At 74.4% G+C, this 15,790-nt stretch carries 14 protein-coding genes; 4 read left to right on the top strand and 10 right to left on the bottom strand.

Features of this window, described 5'->3' with window-relative positions; genetic code table 11:
- The first annotated feature begins 44 nt into the window (after positions 1-44).
- Positions 45-1,496: an alpha,alpha-trehalose-phosphate synthase (UDP-forming) gene (locus ACSLIC_RS15075; protein ID WP_436738209.1), complete on the top strand. Its 1,452-nt coding sequence runs from the start codon at positions 45-47 to the stop codon at positions 1,494-1,496.
- Positions 1,497-1,534: 38 nt separating this feature from the next.
- On the opposite strand, the gene otsB is transcribed toward ACSLIC_RS15075, so the two are convergent.
- Entirely contained in the window at positions 1,535-2,392 is an 858-nt protein-coding gene (gene otsB / locus ACSLIC_RS15070) for a trehalose-phosphatase (protein ID WP_436738208.1), read from the bottom strand.
- A gap of 236 nt (positions 2,393-2,628) precedes the next feature.
- Complete coding sequence (locus ACSLIC_RS15065; RefSeq protein WP_436738207.1) at positions 2,629-2,910, bottom strand: DUF3263 domain-containing protein; 282 nt, start codon at positions 2,908-2,910, stop codon at positions 2,629-2,631.
- 375 nt (positions 2,911-3,285) lie between these two features.
- Here ACSLIC_RS15065 and ACSLIC_RS15060 point away from each other — a divergent pair, with 375 nt between their 5' ends.
- From ACSLIC_RS15060 to ACSLIC_RS15050, 3 genes are all read left to right on the top strand, one after another.
- Positions 3,286-4,209: an SIS domain-containing protein gene (locus ACSLIC_RS15060; protein WP_436738206.1), complete on the top strand. Its 924-nt coding sequence runs from the start codon at positions 3,286-3,288 to the stop codon at positions 4,207-4,209.
- 306 nt (positions 4,210-4,515) lie between these two features.
- Positions 4,516-5,850 (top strand): eCIS core domain-containing protein, encoded by a 1,335-nt coding sequence (locus ACSLIC_RS15055; protein ID WP_436738205.1) that lies wholly within the window; start codon positions 4,516-4,518, stop codon positions 5,848-5,850.
- Positions 5,851-6,062: 212 nt separating this feature from the next.
- Positions 6,063-7,262 carry a M23 family metallopeptidase gene (locus ACSLIC_RS15050; RefSeq protein ID WP_436738204.1) on the top strand — a complete coding sequence of 400 codons (1,200 nt, stop codon included), beginning with the start codon at positions 6,063-6,065 and terminating at the stop codon, positions 7,260-7,262.
- A 495-nt stretch (positions 7,263-7,757) separates the two neighbouring features.
- Here the strand turns inward: ACSLIC_RS15050 and ACSLIC_RS15045 are convergent, their stop codons facing one another.
- From ACSLIC_RS15045 to ACSLIC_RS15010, 8 genes are all read right to left on the bottom strand, one after another.
- On the bottom strand, positions 7,758-9,053 hold the full coding sequence (locus ACSLIC_RS15045) for an NADase-type glycan-binding domain-containing protein (RefSeq protein ID WP_436738203.1): 1,296 nt from the start codon (positions 9,051-9,053) through the stop codon (positions 7,758-7,760).
- Positions 9,050-9,649, bottom strand: coding sequence for a phage tail protein (locus ACSLIC_RS15040; RefSeq protein WP_436740376.1), 600 nt, complete (start codon positions 9,647-9,649; stop codon positions 9,050-9,052). Before ACSLIC_RS15040 ends, ACSLIC_RS15045 begins: the two co-directional genes overlap by 4 nt.
- A gap of 62 nt (positions 9,650-9,711) precedes the next feature.
- Positions 9,712-11,670, bottom strand: a complete 1,959-nt coding sequence (locus ACSLIC_RS15035; protein WP_436738202.1) for a putative baseplate assembly protein — start codon at positions 11,668-11,670, stop codon at positions 9,712-9,714.
- Positions 11,670-12,113 carry a GPW/gp25 family protein gene (locus ACSLIC_RS15030; RefSeq protein ID WP_436738201.1) on the bottom strand — a complete coding sequence of 148 codons (444 nt, stop codon included), beginning with the start codon at positions 12,111-12,113 and terminating at the stop codon, positions 11,670-11,672. Before ACSLIC_RS15030 ends, ACSLIC_RS15035 begins: the two co-directional genes overlap by 1 nt.
- Positions 12,113-13,984, bottom strand: coding sequence for a VgrG-related protein (locus ACSLIC_RS15025; RefSeq protein ID WP_436738200.1), 1,872 nt, complete (start codon positions 13,982-13,984; stop codon positions 12,113-12,115). Before ACSLIC_RS15025 ends, ACSLIC_RS15030 begins: the two co-directional genes overlap by 1 nt.
- Complete coding sequence (locus ACSLIC_RS15020) at positions 13,984-14,706, bottom strand: CIS tube protein (protein ID WP_436738199.1); 723 nt, start codon at positions 14,704-14,706, stop codon at positions 13,984-13,986. Before ACSLIC_RS15020 ends, ACSLIC_RS15025 begins: the two co-directional genes overlap by 1 nt.
- 3 nt (positions 14,707-14,709) lie before the next feature.
- Positions 14,710-15,147: a phage tail protein gene (locus tag ACSLIC_RS15015; RefSeq protein ID WP_436738198.1), complete on the bottom strand. Its 438-nt coding sequence runs from the start codon at positions 15,145-15,147 to the stop codon at positions 14,710-14,712.
- 126 nt (positions 15,148-15,273) lie between these two features.
- Entirely contained in the window at positions 15,274-15,654 is a 381-nt protein-coding gene (locus ACSLIC_RS15010) for a hypothetical protein (RefSeq protein ID WP_436738197.1), read from the bottom strand.
- Positions 15,655-15,790 lie beyond the last annotated feature (136 nt).

Genomic DNA, 15,790 nt, shown 5'->3' with positions numbered 1-15,790 from the left:
GGGGCGAGTGTTTGCCGTGTACGGGAAGGGGCTAGGTAGGCCGCATGGCTGTTACGTCTGACGGTGCACGCATTCTGGTCGCGTCCAACCGCGGCCCCGTCTCCTACGCCCCGCGCTCCGACGGCGGGCTGGAGGCCAGGCGGGGCGGGGGCGGGCTGGTGTCGGGGCTCTCGGCGATCGGGGCGGACGCCTCCACCCTGTGGGTGTGCGCCGCGCTGGGCGACGGGGACCGCGAGGCGGCCCGCCGGGCGGGGACCGGCACGCTGGACGCGGAGGACACCGGCGGGCAGCGGGTGCGGATGCTCGACATCCCGGCCCGGACGCACGCCGCCGCGTACAACGGCATCGCCAACTCCGTGCTGTGGTTCGTCCACCACATGCTGTACCAGACGCCCCTGGAGCCGGCCTTCGGCCCGGAGTTCCGGGAGCAGTGGGCGGCGTACGAGGCGTACAACCGCGCGTTCGCCGAGGCGCTGGCCGCCGAGGCGGGCGAGGGCGCGGCGGTGCTGGTGCAGGACTACCACCTGGCGCTGGTGCCGGGGCTGCTCCGCGAGCTGCGCCCGGACCTCAGGATCTCGCACTTCACGCACACGCCGTGGGCGCCGCCGGACTACTTCCGACTGCTGCCCGACGACATCGCCGCCCAGCTCCTGTCCGGCCTGCTCGGCGCGGACCGGCTCGGCTTCCTCACCCGGCGCTGGGCGGGCGCCTTCGCCGACTGCGCGCAGACGGTCCTGGGCGCCGAGCGCGCCGGGGCCTCGGAACTGTCGTACGCCGGGCGCCGTACGGCGATCGGGGTGCACGGGCTGGGGGCGGACGCGGAGTTCCTGCGGGAGCGGGCGCACCGGGCCGATGTGGAGGACCGGCTGGTGGCGCTGCGGGAGCAGATCGGCGAGCCGGACCGGAAGACGATCGTCCGGGTGGACCGCACCGAGCTGTCGAAGAACATCGTGCGGGGCCTGCTCGCCTACCGCCAGCTTCTCCTCGACCACCCGGAGTGGGCGGGCCGCGTGGTGCACCTCGCCTTCGCCTACCCCTCCCGCCAGGACCTCGCCGTCTACCGCGCGTACACCGCCTCCGTGCGGACGCTGGCCGACGAGATCAACGAGCAGTTCGGCACCGTCGGCTGGACGCCGGTGGTGCTGCACGTCGAGGACGACTTCGCCCGCTCGCTGGCCGCCTACCGGCTGGCCGACGTGGCACTGGTCAACCCGATCCGGGACGGCATGAACCTGGTCGCCAAGGAGGTCCCGGTCGTCTCCGACGCGGGCGTCGCCCTGGTGCTCTCCCGCGAGGCGGGCGCCTACGAGGAGCTGGGCGAGGACGCCCTGCCGGTCAACCCGTACGACGTGAGCGCCACCGCCCGCGCCCTGCACGACGCCCTGATGATGCCGCCCTCGGAGCGCGCCGAGCGCGGCAGACGGCTGGCGGCCGCCGCGACGGCCCTGCCGCCCCAGCGCTGGTTCCTCGACCAGCTGGCGGCCCTGGGCGGCTGACCGGCGCCGCCCCCGCACGCCGCGCCGCCCGCGCCCCGTCAGCGCGTCCGGCGGATCGTCTCCGCGATCCCGGCCAGCAGCGCGGCGACCTGACCGGGCCCCGGCACGACCAGATCCGCGCGGGAGGCCAGCTCGGGGACCTCGTCGCCGCTGCACACCAGCAGCCCGGGGACGCCCTCCGCGCGCAGCCGGTCGACGGCGTCGTACGCGGCGAGGTCGCCGAGGTCGTCCCCGGCGTAGAGCACGGCGCGGGCGCCGGTCTCCTGGACGTACGCGGTCAGGGCGACGCCCTTGTCGACGCCGGGCGGGCGGATCTCCAGGACGAGGCGGCCCGGCTCCAGGTGGAGGCCGTGGCGGTCGGCGAGGTCGGCGAGGGGGCCGCGCAGGGCGGCGAAGCCGGCTTCCGGGTCCTCGGCGCGGCGGGTGTGGACGGCGAACGCCTGGTCCTTGTCCTCGATCCAGAGGCCGGGCAGGTCTCCGGCGGCCTCGACGACGGCGGGGAGTTCGGCGAGGGCTGCGGCGAGGCCGGGGGGCGGCTTCGGGGTGTGGAGTTCGCCGGTGGCGGCGTCCCAGCGCTGGGCGCCGTAGTGGCCGAGGACGGTGAGGTGGCCGAGCCCGGGCTCGTCGGCGAACCCGCCGAGCAGGACGGCCTTCTCGGCGGGCCGCCCGGTGATCACCGCCACCGAGCGCACCAGCGGCGCCAGTTCGGCGAGGGCGGGGACCGCGTCCGGGTGGGCGCCGGCCCGGTCGGGGTCGGCGACGATCGGGGCGAGGGTGCCGTCGAAGTCCAGTGCGACCACGGCCTCGAAGGGCCGGGCCAGCAGGGTCTCCAGCCCTTCCCGCCCGGCGACGGTGTCGGGCAGGGGCAGGGGCGAGGGGCGCGCGGGGCTGGCCATGCGCCCGACCCTACCGAGCGGGGGCGCGCCTGCCCACGGGGCACGCCCGGCACGGTCAGCGGGCGGCTCCGCCTTCGCGAGACGGTTGACGGTGGCGGGTCGCGGCGCAGGACGGCCCGGAGCCCCCGGGGCGGGCCCGGCGGCGTCAGCGGGCGGCGCGGCGTTCGCGGAGGCGGTTGACGGTGGCGGGTCGCGGCGCAGGACGGCCCGGAGCCCACGGGGCGGGCCCGGCGGCGTCAGCGGGCGGCGCGGCGGGCGGCGCGGCGTTCGCGGAGGCGGTTGACGGTGACCGGGTCGTGGCGCAGGGCGGCCGGGTCGTCGAGGAGGGCGCCGAGCAGCTGGTAGTAGCGGGTGGGCGAGAGGCCGAGCTGCTCGCGGATGGCGCGCTCCTTGGTACCGGGGCGCTGCCAGCCGCGCGCCTCGAAGGCGAGCACCGCGCGGTCCTGGTCGCTGAGGCCGTCGGAGTCCGGCTCCTGGGGCGTCGCCGCCGGTGGGGAGGCGGGCTCGTGGTCGGTCATACGGTCAGCCTAAGTCCGCGTGCCGTGTTCCGCCCCGGCCGGGGTCGCCCGCCGCCGGACCGCGGATTCTCGTGGGCGGCGTGGCGCGGGAGGCGGGTGAGGAGGGACTCGGGACCGTCTCCAGTGGCCGTTGCCCCGGCTTGTCCAGGGCTGCTATGCACGTGCGTGCGCGGGCCCGTCGGCCTCGCGCACCGCGTCCGCCGCGCGTCACCGGGACCGCACGCGGACGGCGGCGGGCCCGCCCGCCGCCGACGTACCGTCAGGTCCTGACAGCACCACCGCAGCCAGGTCGCCGACAGACCGCGAGAGCACAGCCCCGCCGGGGGCGGCCGCACCGGAGCCGCCCGGGCGGACCACCGTGAGGGGTACCCGCGCATGTCCCGTACCGCAGCAGAGATCACCACCCAGCCCGCCTGCTGGCGCCGCGCCGCCGGGGAGGCGGCCGGCTTCACCGCCGCGCCCCGGCCCGGGGAGCGGGTCGCCGTCGTCGGCTGCGGCACCTCGTGGTTCATGGCGCAGGCGTACGCCGCCCTGCGCGAGGGCGCCGGTCAGGGCCGCACGGACGCCTTCGCCGCCTCGGAGTTCCCGCGCGGCCGGGCCGTCGGCGCGTACGACCGGGTGGTCGCCCTGACCCGGTCGGGCACGACCACCGAGGTCCTGGAACTGCTCGCCCTGGTCCGCGCCGCCGGAACCGCCACCGTCGCCCTGACCGCCGACCCGGCGACCCCGGTGATGACCGCCGCCGACGAGGTGGCCGTCCTGGACTGGGCCGACGAGGAGTCGGTGGTGCAGACCCGGTTCGCCACCACCGCCCTCGCCTTCCTGCGCGCCGCCCTCGGCGACCTTCCCGGCCTCGTCTCCGTCGACCGCGCCGCCGACGACGCCGAACACGCCGTCACCGAACCGCTCCCCCGCCCCCTGCTCACCGCCGAGCAGTGGACCTTCCTCGGCCGGGGCTGGGCGTACGGCCTGGCCCAGGAGGCGGCCCTGAAGATGCGCGAGGCGGCGGGCGCCTGGACCGAGTCCTACCCCGCGATGGAGTACCGCCACGGCCCCGTCGCGATCACCGCCCCCGGCCGCGTCACCTGGCTCTTCGGCGGTGCCCCCGAGGGCCTCGCCGACGACGTCCGCGCGGTCGGCGGCCACTTCGAGCACCGCCCGTCCACCGACCCCCTCGCCGACCTCATCCGCGCCCAGCGCCTGGCCGTCGCCCTCGCCGAGAGCCGGGGCCAGGACCCGGACCGGCCGCGCAACCTGACGCGCAGTGTGGTGCTGGAGGCGGGGGTGCTGGAGGGCTGACCGCCTCTCCGGCGCACCGCCACGAGCCGGCGCGTGGCAGCCGGCGAACACCCGCCGCTGCCACGCCGCCCGGGGGGAACTCATGGCCTACTTCCCACCTCCGGAAGAGGAGGGGACTTGCCCCACGGCCTGGGCCCCGGCCGGCCTGTTCTCCCCCTGACGAGAACAGGCCGGGCCACAAGCGGATCGTCGCGGCACCGGATGTGCCCGTCCGGTCACCGCAGGCTGCCCGCTCGTACCTTGTGCCAGCGACTCCCAGCCACGTACCCAGGGGATTGACAGTCTCATGCCAGAAGAGGGGCGCCCGTGCACGACCACGAGAAGGCCGACTCCCCCACCAGGGCGGGCAACAGCCGTACACCTGCCCGTCGGCCCGCCTCCGCCCCGCCCCCGCAGCACGGCCTGCTCGGCCTGCAGGCCGCCGCGGGCAACGCGGCGGTCGTCCAGATGCTCCGCGGCGCCGGCCATCCCTGGGCCCGGGAACAGCACGAGCACGGCGCCGGCTGCGGCCACGAGAACCACCAGGAGAACGCGGCCTCGCCCGCACCCGTGCAGCGCTCCGCCGTCCACGACGTGCTCCGCAGCCCCGGAAGGCCCCTCGGCGAGCCGGTGCGCCAGGAGATGGAGGCGCGGCTCGGCGCGGACTTCTCCGACGTGCGCGTCCACGACGACAACGCCGCCCGCGCGTCGGCCACCGAGGTCGGCGCCCGGGCCTACACGTCCGGCAGCCATGTCGTCATCGGCGCCGACGGTGGGGACAAGCACACCCTCGCCCATGAGCTGACCCATGTCATCCAGCAGCGCCAGGGCCCTGTGGCCGGTACGGACAGGGGCGACGGACTCCGCGTCTCCGACGCTTCCGACAGGTTCGAACGCGCCGCGGAGGCCAACGCGCAGCGTGTCATGCAGGCTCCGCTTGAGGTGCAACGCGCCGTGGAGCCACGGACCGCCCCCGCCGCCGGTGCCGCCCACGAAAGTCGCGGCGGCCCGGTCGCCGTGCAGACCGCGCCCACCGACGGGAAGAGGCAGCCGCCGCCCGTCCCGAAGAAGCCCGCCAGCCTGAGCGCCGGCGGGGCCGCGCGGAGCTCCAGCGCCGAACAGGCCACCTCGGCCGGACAGACGTCGGCCGCCGAGGAGCCCGCGCAGGCACAGTCCGACACCCCCGCGCACGGGTACACGCTGGCCGGATCGGCGAACCTGACCTGCTTCCGGGCCGATGGGCGCTCCCCCGAGGCCATCCGGCAGGCGGGCGGGATGAGGTCCCGCAACGGTACGTCCGTCTCGTCCGAACTCGCCGTGTTCCTCAAGGACCCGATCGACTACGCCCGGGCCCATGTCAGCAGCCCCAAGCCGACCCTGGTCTCCACGGCGCTGGACGAGGAGTGCGGCGGGTACGCCAACAACCGGAACGTCTACCGGATCGCGGTCGACGGCTGGTACAGATTCGCCCCGCCGCCCGCGCGGAGCAAGATCCTGACCAAGCCGGCGGTCTACGCCAACAGCACATCCCTGGAGACCGCGACCGCGGCCGTCATCGGTCCCGTCGGGAAGACCCAGGAGATGGACTTCATCGGAGACATCCCCCTGCCCGCCATCACTGGCTGCCGCCGGGTGGGGGAGAGCGGCTTCACCGCGCTCTGACGCCCGCCGGCGCAGGCGGGCCGCGCCCCCGCCCGGACTCCGTAGGCGAGGGCCGACCGGGGCCACTCGGGGGCCGCGCACCACACCTGTGCCGCCCCCGCGGGCCCCGTCCGGGGACGGCACGGGGCCCGGGACGGGGGCTGGGCCGGGGCCCGGCGCGGGATGGCATAGTGAGCGTCACCGCGACGGTCGATCAGGGGAGTTGGCGGACCGTGAAGATCCCTCGCTGGATGGTGCCGGTCATGGCCGTGGCCGTGGTGACGCCCCTGTCGATCGGACTCGGGGTCGTGCTGCTCGGCACAGGCGAGGACGGTGAGGCGGCCGGTACGGGCGTCCCCGCACCGCAGAGCACCGCGTTGAAGGCAGGGGACGTGGGGGTGCCCGTCGTGTACGCGAAGCTGCTGCGCGACGCCGCGTCCGACTGCGACGACGCGTCGCTCACCGCGCCCGTACTGGCGGCGCAGCTGAAGCGGGAGAGCAACTTCAACCCGAGGGCCCGGTCGGTGGCGGAGGAGGGAACCGACGACGACGGCGGCTCGCTGACCGACCCGCGGAGCGCCGAGAAGCGGGCGGAGGACGGGGAGAAGAGCGGTGAGGGGCTTCCCGGCGACGGGGGCCCCGACGCCTCACCGGGCGCGGACCCGTCCGGGGTGGCCCGGTCCGAACGGCCCGTCACCAGGGGGATCGCGCAGTTCTCCGACGCCGACTGGGCCGAGGAGGGGATCGACGGCAACAACGACGGCGTCAAGGACATCCTGGACCCGGCGGACGCCATACCGTCGCAGGGCAGGAAGATGTGCGCCCTCCTGCGGACCGCGAAGGAGCACCCGGACTACCGGGGCAAGCCCCTCGAACTGGCCCTGGCCGCCTACCGGGTGGGCTGGAAGGCGGTCGAGGGGTACGGCGGCCTGCCGTGGGCGACCGGGCCGGACGGCGACACGTACGAGTACGTCAAGGCCGTCATGAAGGCCCGTGAGCAGATGGTCGTCCCGGCAGGCGACGTGGTCGGCGGCTGGGCCCTGCCCGTCGAGGGGCCGGCCGGCACTCCGTACCACCAGCGGGGCTCCGCCTGGTCCACCGGGTTGCACACCGGCGTCGACTTCGTGGTCCCGACCGGGACGCCGGTCAAGGCCATCGGTCCCGGTGAGGTGCTGGCGGCGGGGGCCGGCGGCGCCTACGGCAACCAGGTCGTCATCCGCCACGAGGACGGCACGTTCAGCCAGTACGCCCACCTCTCCCAGGTGAAGGCCGTGGTCGGCCAGCGCGTCCAGGGCGGCACGCTCGTCGGCTGGTCCGGCGACACCGGCAACGCCACGGGGCCGCACCTGCACTTCGAGGTGCGCACCGGCGCCTCCTTCGGGTCCGACGTCGCTCCCGTGCCCTACCTCCGGGCGAAGGGCCTGATTCTCTGACGGCGGGGCCGGACCGGGGGCCGGGCCTCCCGCGCGGACGCCGTCGACGGGACCGGTGAAGGGGCAGGGCCCGTGCCGCCTGGGCTCCCGTGACCCAGCGGCCACCGGGGGAAGAGGGCGGTCCGGTCGGACGGCCTGGCCGGACGGCGACGGAGTCCGCCTCGGACGCGTCGTTCCGGAGAGGCCGGTTGCTCCTGCCCGGTGGTCGGCCCCCGGCGGGCTGATCTTCGGCAGACGCCCGCCGCGCCCGGCGGGCGCGGTCGGCCGGACCGGGCGGCGCCGACGAGGAGATCCCTCGACCTCACGGAGAACCAGGGCGAGGACGCCCCGAGTTCGACTGGCGACGAACCGCACGCGAAGCGGAACTCCCCCGCACGACCGGCGCGTACGGCGGCGGTCCCCGCGTCGCCTCCGGAGCGGGCCGGAGGCGACGTCGGCCGGGCACACCGCTCGGAGGCGGTGTGCCCGGCCGGCCGTCTGCGGCGGGAGCGACCCCTACTCGCCGCTGGTGGCGCGGGTGAAGAACTCGATCTCGGCGATCGAGACCTGCTTCTTGTCGCCCGCGTTGTACGCCGAACGGATCACGAAGCGCACGCTGACGACGTTCTCCGCCCGGAACTTGCGCTGCTGGGCGCCGCTCATCTGGTCCAGCTTGAGGGCGCGGGTGGTCTTCTTGCCGTCAGCCGTCGTGATGACCGCGTCCATGCGGTGCGGCAGCGCGGCCTCGGAGAGGTCGGACGCCTTGTCGGAGATCCCGGACGTGATGAGGATGTCCAGCAGGCGGACGGGTTCCGCGAAGCGCGCCTCGACCCACTCGCCCTCGGCGGACTGCGCGACGCCGGGCCCCCACCAGCTGTTGCTGATCTTGTCGAAGAGCACCTTCGGCGGATGGCCGCCGAAGGAGCGTGACGCCGCGGCGGAGTCCGGGCTGATCTGGGCCCGCTTGGCGAAGTGGTCCCGGGCCGCGTTCCACGCCGTGTCGATGTGGAACGCCCCGTAGACCACCAGCCCGAGGGCGAGGCCGTACCCGATCCAGCTGAAGACGCGGCTGCTCCTGCGGCGCAGCTTGGGGCGTTCGCCCGCCCACGGCGCCGGGCGGTCGCCGGCGCGCCGGATCCGGCGCCACCACGGAAGCCGGGCCTCCGCAACACCGGGGCGCTCCGCGAGGGACATGCCGCAGCGGCGGCAGAAGTGCCGGTCCGCCCGGTTGCCGATCTCGCACCAGGGGCACGGGGGGCCGTTCTCGTCGGCAGGTTCGCCGACGGGGCCCTGGACCCGGGGGCGGGCCGTGGCGGGCATCCCGGGGAGCACCGGGGCGATCTCGTGCTCCGGTGCCGGGGCGGACTGGTCGGCGACCGGGACGAGCAGCGCCCTGGCCCGTGCGCCCGCGTCGGCGGCCTCGGCCTCCGGCGCGGCGGGGACCAGCGGTATGGAGCGCAGGGTGTCGTCCTCCTGGGGAGCGTCCGCCGGCGCGTCGGCGCGGGAGGGCTCCCGCGCGGGCTCACGCGCGGGGTCCGCGCCCGCGGCTCCGGTGTCCGTGCCGGGAGCCCCGTCCGCCTCCGGACCGGGGTCCGCTGGCTTCGGGGCGGACGCGTCGGAGCGCGGGCCCGCCGTGCTCGTGCCGCGGTCCCTCCGGTCCGAGGTCCAGCTCAGTACCGCACCGCAGTCGTCGCAGAAGGACTGCCCCGGGGTCGGCAGTGTGCCGCACTCGGCGCAGTGGCGTGGCTCGTCCCCCGTGCCGCCTGCCCCCGAGGAGGGCGGCTTGGAGGGGGAAGCCTGCTGACTGGTCACCTGTCGGATGTCCTTTCGGCGGTGGTCACATGGACCGTGTAAGGCATGTGGGCGGGGCGGGCCGCCTCGACGAGGCGCTCCAGCCGGTGTTCTGCGGCGGGGCCGGGTTCCGGCAGCCGTACGGTGACGTGCAGGTGCGGGCGGCCCTCGCCGGGGAACGGGCCCAGCGGTCTGGCGTCCCAGGCGGCGGCGCCGCTCTCGGTGATCTCCGGTCGCACCCCGAAGGCCAGCTGTACGGCCTCCGACAGCCCGCGCCGGGTGCCGCGTATGCGGTGCAGCCGGACGGCGGCGGTCACCGCGGCGCGCAGCGCGACCGTCTCCCGGGTGTCCTGCGGGTGGCCGGTGGCCAGGGCCGTGAGGGCGGCCTCGGTGAGCCGCGCCTCGGCGCCCGTGCCGGCCGGCCCGTCCGGCTCCGGGGCCTCGGTCTCGGCGCCCACCCACTCGCCGAGCCACCGGGTGAAGTCCGCGGGCGCGAGCGAGGGCGTGAAGTACGCGTCCAGGCAGTCGAGCACGTTGTGCAGCGGCGCGAGGACCTCGTCGATCCCGGCGACGAAGCGCTGGGCGAGGTCGTCGTCGGCGAACACCGCCGGCAGCATGACCGACAGCGGCGCCGAGGAGCCGAGTCCGTCGACGGACCCGCGCGAGCTGCCTTCCGTCGTCACGACGCGCCCCCGATCACCCGGACACGGTGGTCGAAGGAGAAGACCAGCGCGGGGGGTTCGAGGTCGATCCGCTCGGTGGGCTCGCCGCGCTTGCCGCTGAGCGGGTCGGCGGGGTGCAGCAGCACCTCGTCCACCAGTTCCACGCCGGGCACCCGTTGCAGCACCGCGAACACCTCGCCCGCCTGCACCGGACGGCCGAACGGCCAGCCCGTTCCGTGGGCTCCGCCGGTCAGCGGGTCGAGGTGGCGGTAGAGGGCGTCGTGCGCCTGGCGCCTGACCCGGTCGGTGTCGGCGCCGCGGAACGCGTGCACCGTCGCGACGACCGTCACGCCCTGGTAGAACGGCGGCCCGACCGCGAGCCGGGTGCCGATCAGCCGGCGCTGCTCCAGGTAGCGGGTGATGCGCGCCAGCAGGTCGTCGCCCGGGACGAGTTGCTCGAAGCGCAGCCGGCCGCCCGGGTCGGAGACGGCCTGCGGGACGACCAGCACCCGCACGGCATGCGCGCCGTGCTCGTCCGGATCGGCCGCGAGGCAGGTGATGCGCGCGGTCTCGGGCGCCGCGCGCCGGGCGAGTTCCTCGTAGTCCCGCAGGGTCACGGCGCGGTCCTGCGCGCTCAGCGCGATCGGTGCCCTGCGCTTGGCCTCCTCGACGGTCTCCCCGTCGACACCGCCGCGCGCGGCCTCGCGGTTGACGACGTCGGAGACGTACGGGACGGAGTCGCGCAGCACCTGGATGGCGCCCCGTGCGACGTTGCCCGCCTTCCCGCCGCCCGTGCGGTAGCGGCGGGCCCGGATGGGGGCGCCCTTGGGCGGCACGGCGCCGTACTGGCGCAGGGTGCCGTCCTGCTCGCGGACGGACGGGCCGAAGGCGATCTCGCCGGTGGTCGCGTCCAGGGTGACGTGCCGGTCCGTGGGGCCCGAGGCGGCAAAGTGGCCGACGGTCTCCCAGTCGACCCAGCCGTCGCGCTCGGCGACCTGGAGCAGCAGCGGCTGCGCGTCGCCGACGACGGGGCTGTTGGCCAGCTTCAGCCGGTGTCCCGGCAGGCCGGTGGCCTCCCCCAGCGCCTCGTCCCGCACCGTCTCGGCGTGCACGACACCGGTGGTGCCGCCGATGCTGAAGCCCTCGGCGGAGCGGATGGTCGGCGAGACGGTGTAGAAGGGCTGGTCCTGCGCCGGTTCGAGGACCCGGCAGCGCAGCCAGCCGGCCTCGCGCCGCCCCGTGCGGGAGAGCCCGTGTCCGCCGGGGACGTGCAGCACGACCTCACCGGGGCGGTTGAGCCCGCCCGTGGTGTCCCGCTCGACGTCGCAGGCGACCCAGCCGTCGGCGGTCCACGCCTCCCAGGCGAGGGGCGGCTGCCGGGGGTCGACACCGACGCCGTCCACCTGGCTGTCGAGCTTCAGGACGACCACGCAGTGCGGTACGGCGGCACTGAGCCCGAACAGCACGCGGTCACCGGCGCGCGGAGCCTGGGTGAAGCAGTCCACGTCCTTGGACTCCGCGAGGTCCGCGGTGCGGTCGGCCGCCTCCTGGCCGGCCGGCTGCACCACGAGGTAGGACAACTCGCAGGGGATGACGGTGAGTTCGTGCTCGGTGGCGAACACCACGGCGTCTTCGGTCTGGGTGCGCACCGTGGCGACCTCGGTGCCGGTCGCCAGCACCACGGGCTGCTGCTGGGGTGCCGAGAGCCAGAACGTGACGTCGGCGCGGGCCGCGGTCGGGGGGAACAGGGTGATCCCGATCAGGTCCAGGAACGCGAGGTGGTTCTTCTCGGGGACCCGGTTGAGCCGGTACACGATCTGGTCGGCCATGTGGGCGACCGTCTCGACGAGGGTGATCCCCGGGTCGGAGACGTTGTGGTCGGTCCACTCGGGGGCGCGCTGCTGGATGTAGCGCTTGGCGTCGTCGACGAACTGCTGGAAGCGCCGGTCGTCGAGGTTCGGGGAGGGCAGTGCCATCAGCGGTCGCTTCCAAGCTGCTCGTCGGACGTGCCGGACCCCTCGGGCCCGTCGTGGGAGGGAATGACGTAGAACGGGAAAACCAGGCTGCGCGGGTTGTTGGTGCCCGTGATCGAGTAGCGGACGTCGATGAAGAGCACGCCCTGCTCCTCGCCGGCGGTCACGGTGACCTCGTCCACCTCGATGCGGGGCTCCCAGCGGTCGAGGCAGCTGTGCACCTCGTGCTGGATCCGCCCCGCGGTCGCCTCGTTGACGGGGGCGAAGACCATGTCGTGGATGGCGCAGCCGAACTCGGGGCGCATCGGCCGCTCGCCGGGCGCGGTGGACAGGACGAGCCGGATGGCCTCCTCGACCTCGCGCTCCCCGCTGACCAGGGCGATCCCGCCGGTGGGGCCGATGCGCATCGGGAAGGCCCATCCGGAGCCGACGAACCGTTCGGCCATCAGATTCCGCCTACCGTCAGCACCGGCTTCATCTTGGACAGGACGAGGGGGGCGTTCAGGCCGACCTCCAGGGCCGAGTTGATCTTCAGGGCGAGCCCCGCGTTCAGCGTCATGGCGGCACTGGCCGTCAGGCTCAGCGCGTTCGAGACCACGGAGGTGGCACCCGCCTGCACCGACAGGGCGCCGGCGTTGATGTTCATGGGTCCGCCGCTGCGGATCGTCATGGAGCCCACCGCGTTCAGCGACAGGTTGCCGCCCGCGTTGACGGCCACGTTCGCGCTGCCCCGGATGGAGACCTTCCCCTTGCTGTCCACGACGATCTCGGTCCTGGTCCGGTCCAGATTGATGGTGAGCCGGTTGTCGCCCGTGGAGAGCCGCACCCCGCGCTTGAGGCCGACGCTCTGGTCGAGCAGGTCGAGCCGGTTGTTGCTGCGGTCGGACAGGGTGCGCCGGGTGACCTTGCCCCCCGTCCCGTCGTAGACGGGCACGTCGACGGGGTCGGGCTTGTCCACGCCGTTGTAGAGGCCGCCGATGACGTACGGGTGGTCCAGCGCGCCGCGGTCGAAGGCCACCAGCACCTCGTCGTCGACGTCGGGGGTGATCATGCTGCCGCCGCCGGTCCCGCCGAGCTGGACGGTCCGGGCCCAGTCGCTGACGTACATGTCGTCGAGCCAGGGGAACTTCAGCTTCACCCTGCCCTGCCGCAGCGGGTCCTTGATGTCGGTGACCAGGGCGTTGGCGACGCTCGGCAGTCCGGGCGCCCCCGCTTGGGCGCCGCCGGAGGTGAGACCGTACAGCGAACGCCACTGACGCCCGCTGACGCTCAGGAACGTCTCGTAGTGCTCCTGGTCGCCGAAGCTGTGGCGGGCGGCGGTGATCGTGTACTTGCCCTGGAACGGCTTGCCGACGTCCTTCAGCGTGACGGCGACGCCGGGACGCAGTGCGGTGTTGCCCCGCGCCGTGATCTCGACCTCGGCGAAGGACGAGGTGACGTCGTCCGCGACGGCGTCCGCGGCGTGCTTGACCTCGTCCAGCTTGTCGTAGGGCGTGTCGGTCACGACGAGTTCGGCCTTGCCGAACACCTTGGACACCTCGGACGGCGTCGTCCCGATGGCGAAGCCGGTGTTGTCCAGGGCGGGCGCCTTGGAGACCAGGGGCTGCTTGGTGGTGACGTTCCAGCCGCGTGCCTCGACGGCGGTGACCTGGTCGGCCGAGGTGACCGCCGCGCGGCAGCGCAGGATCTCCTCGCCGCCCTTGAGGAGGAGGGCGCTGTGGGTGCTCGGCAGGCTCTCCGGAGGGGCCGATGCCGCCTGCTGCCGCTTGACGAACTGGAACCGGCCCTTGGAGTTGATGGACATCACCATCTCGTTCTCGTCCGCGAGCCGTTGGACGAAGTCCCAGTCGGTGACGTTGGCCTGGCCGATGAACTCGTACTGGCCCTTGGTCCGTTGGGTCTTGCCGATCGGGATGCCGCTCTTGCGGGCGAGTTCCACGGCGATCTCGGTGGCGGTCTTGTTCCGGTACGCCGCGACCCTGCGCTGGCGGACCATGCGGTGGCCCTTGTCGTAGCCGCGGATGACGGTGAAGGTACCGGTGCGGTCGTAGTCGGTCTCCAGGGCCGTCACCTCCCCGGTGATCAGCGGCGTGCCCTTGCCGTCGGAGAGGGGCGCGATGACCACGGGCACACCGATCTCGGCCCCCAGCCTGGCGAGGATGTCCTTCTTGTCGTCGCGGAAGGTGAGGTGGAAGGCGCCGGGCACCCCCGCGCCGAAGTCGACCCCGCCGGCGACCAGCGTGGTGTTCTCCGGCGACTTGAGCTTCTTTCCGGCGATCTGCACCATGAGGATGTTGGAGAAGCCGATGTCGGACATCAGACGCCGACCTCCTCGGCGGCCGGGAGCATCAGCTCGGTGCCGGGCCTGAGCGCCTTCGGGTCGTCGATGTCGTTGGCCTCGGCGATCGTGCGCCACACCGTGGCGTCGCCGTACTCCCGCCAGGCCAGGAGCTGGAGCGAGTCGCCGGCCACCACCCGGTGGACCCGGCGGGTGGTGAGCGCGCCGGAGGTGGGGTTCTGGCCGGGGGTGCTGCTCGGGATCTCGTGCAGGCTCACCTGGCAGACGGCGCGGATCGGCATGCCGTTGGTGTTGAAGAGGGTGTACTGGGCCTCGACGGAGCTGACGTACGCGTTGAAACGGGCCGTCGAGAAGGCACCCCACTCGAAGATCACCCACGGGGTGGACGGCTGGTTCGCCGCGATGCTGGCGGTGGTCGTCTCGCAGCAGGAGAAGAGGGACTCGACCTTCTTGCGCACGTCGTTGCTGTCCGGGTCGTCGGAGCGGTCGAGGAAGATCTCCACCGTCATCTCCCTCGGCTCGGGCCCCATGAACTCCGGGACGGCGCCGTCGCGCACCGCGGCGGTCGGTGTCGTCTTCCACTGGGCCCTGCGGGTCAGCGACAGCTGGGACGGGTTGAAGTCGAAGTTGAAGGTCTTCATGAGCGCGCCGGGGCTGGTGCTGCTGCCGACCGGCGGCTGGTGGATGGCGAGCGTCGCCCGTACGAGGCTGTCGCCGACGCCGAAGCTGGAGAGGTTCATGGGCTACGCCGCTCCCGCGTCCGTGAACCCGTGGTGGGCGATCTCCAGGACCTCGGTGGCGACCGCGGGGTTGGCCGGGTCGAAGGAGGGACCGCGCCAGCTGACCGGGAGGACGTCGATCAGCCCCCACTGGGCGACCATCGAGCCGTCCGCCCGCAGGGCGGCTATCTGCCCGGTGGGGCGGGTCACCCCGGTGGTCACGGAGGAGATCCACTCCGCCACCTTCGCGGTGCTCTCGGTGAGCGGCCGGGTCAGGGTGATGTGGGAGAAGGTGACACGGGAGGGCAGCTGCCAGACGAATCCGTTGTTGCCGCCCTCCTGCCGCTGCTCGATCTCGACCTGGGAGGAGAGCCCTTCGCAACCGTTGAAGGTGCCCAGGCTCTCACCGTCGATGGTGAGGTGGAAGAAGATGGTGGAGCCTGCGTCGAGTTCCTGGGGCATCGGGTGGGGCCTTCCTGCGGTTCCACGTGCGGTGGGGCGAGGTCGCGGCGGAGATCCCGGCGGGGATTCCCGCGGGTCTCTGCGGGGTTGCTGCTGAGAGGACGTACGGGGGTTCTGCGGGGTCGGTCAGTGTCGTGGGTCGCGCAGCCTGCCGATCCGCTCACGGTCGAGCCGCAGCTCGGTGCGGAGCAGCCGGGTCATCGGGCCGATCAGCCGGTTGACCAGCTCGACCACCTGGTCCTCCCTCAGGTCGCGCGGGTTCACCTGGCTGGTCACGGAGGGCGGGGGCTTGCCCTTGGACTCGCCGCCCGTGCCGCGCTGGACCACGGCGGGGGTGGTCCGGGGCGGGGCGGTCACCCGCTGGACGGCGGGCACCGGTGCCCGTCGGGCCGGGGCCGGGGCCGGGACCGGGACCGCAGCCGGCGCGGGCCGCTCGGCCGCATGGGCGTGCGCCCGCTGCACGGGGAGCGCGGCGGCCGGAGCCGGCGGGGTGGGCGCCAGGGCCACGACGGGGCTCCGGACGGGCCGGGCCGCCGGCTCGGCGGGGACGTGCGGGCCACCGGGGACGGGCGGCAGCTCCGTACGCGCACGCCCCGCACCCGGGACAGGCGGCGGCACCGGCGCGGACACCGAGCGCTGGACG

The organism is Streptomyces sp. BBFR102 (assembly GCF_051397025.1).
Classification (GTDB): Bacteria; Actinomycetota; Actinomycetes; order Streptomycetales; family Streptomycetaceae; genus Streptomyces.
This window is presented reverse-complemented; position numbering and strand designations above follow the sequence as displayed.

Excerpts from the sequence above, each read along its gene's own strand:
- ACSLIC_RS15075 (WP_436738209.1), top strand. The coding sequence starts at position 45 with ATGGCTGTTACGTCTGACGGTGCACGCATTCTGGTCGCGTCCAACCGC.
- otsB (WP_436738208.1), bottom strand. The coding sequence starts at position 2,392 with ATGGCCAGCCCCGCGCGCCCCTCGCCCCTGCCCCTGCCCGACACCGTC.
- ACSLIC_RS15065 (WP_436738207.1), bottom strand. The coding sequence starts at position 2,910 with ATGACCGACCACGAGCCCGCCTCCCCACCGGCGGCGACGCCCCAGGAG.
- ACSLIC_RS15060 (WP_436738206.1), top strand. The coding sequence starts at position 3,286 with ATGTCCCGTACCGCAGCAGAGATCACCACCCAGCCCGCCTGCTGGCGC.
- ACSLIC_RS15040 (WP_436740376.1), bottom strand. The coding sequence starts at position 9,649 with ATGCTGCCGGCGGTGTTCGCCGACGACGACCTCGCCCAGCGCTTCGTC.
- ACSLIC_RS15035 (WP_436738202.1), bottom strand. The coding sequence starts at position 11,670 with ATGGCACTGCCCTCCCCGAACCTCGACGACCGGCGCTTCCAGCAGTTC.
- ACSLIC_RS15030 (WP_436738201.1), bottom strand. The coding sequence starts at position 12,113 with ATGGCCGAACGGTTCGTCGGCTCCGGATGGGCCTTCCCGATGCGCATC.
- ACSLIC_RS15025 (WP_436738200.1), bottom strand. The coding sequence starts at position 13,984 with ATGTCCGACATCGGCTTCTCCAACATCCTCATGGTGCAGATCGCCGGA.
- ACSLIC_RS15020 (WP_436738199.1), bottom strand. The coding sequence starts at position 14,706 with ATGAACCTCTCCAGCTTCGGCGTCGGCGACAGCCTCGTACGGGCGACG.
- ACSLIC_RS15015 (WP_436738198.1), bottom strand. The coding sequence starts at position 15,147 with ATGCCCCAGGAACTCGACGCAGGCTCCACCATCTTCTTCCACCTCACC.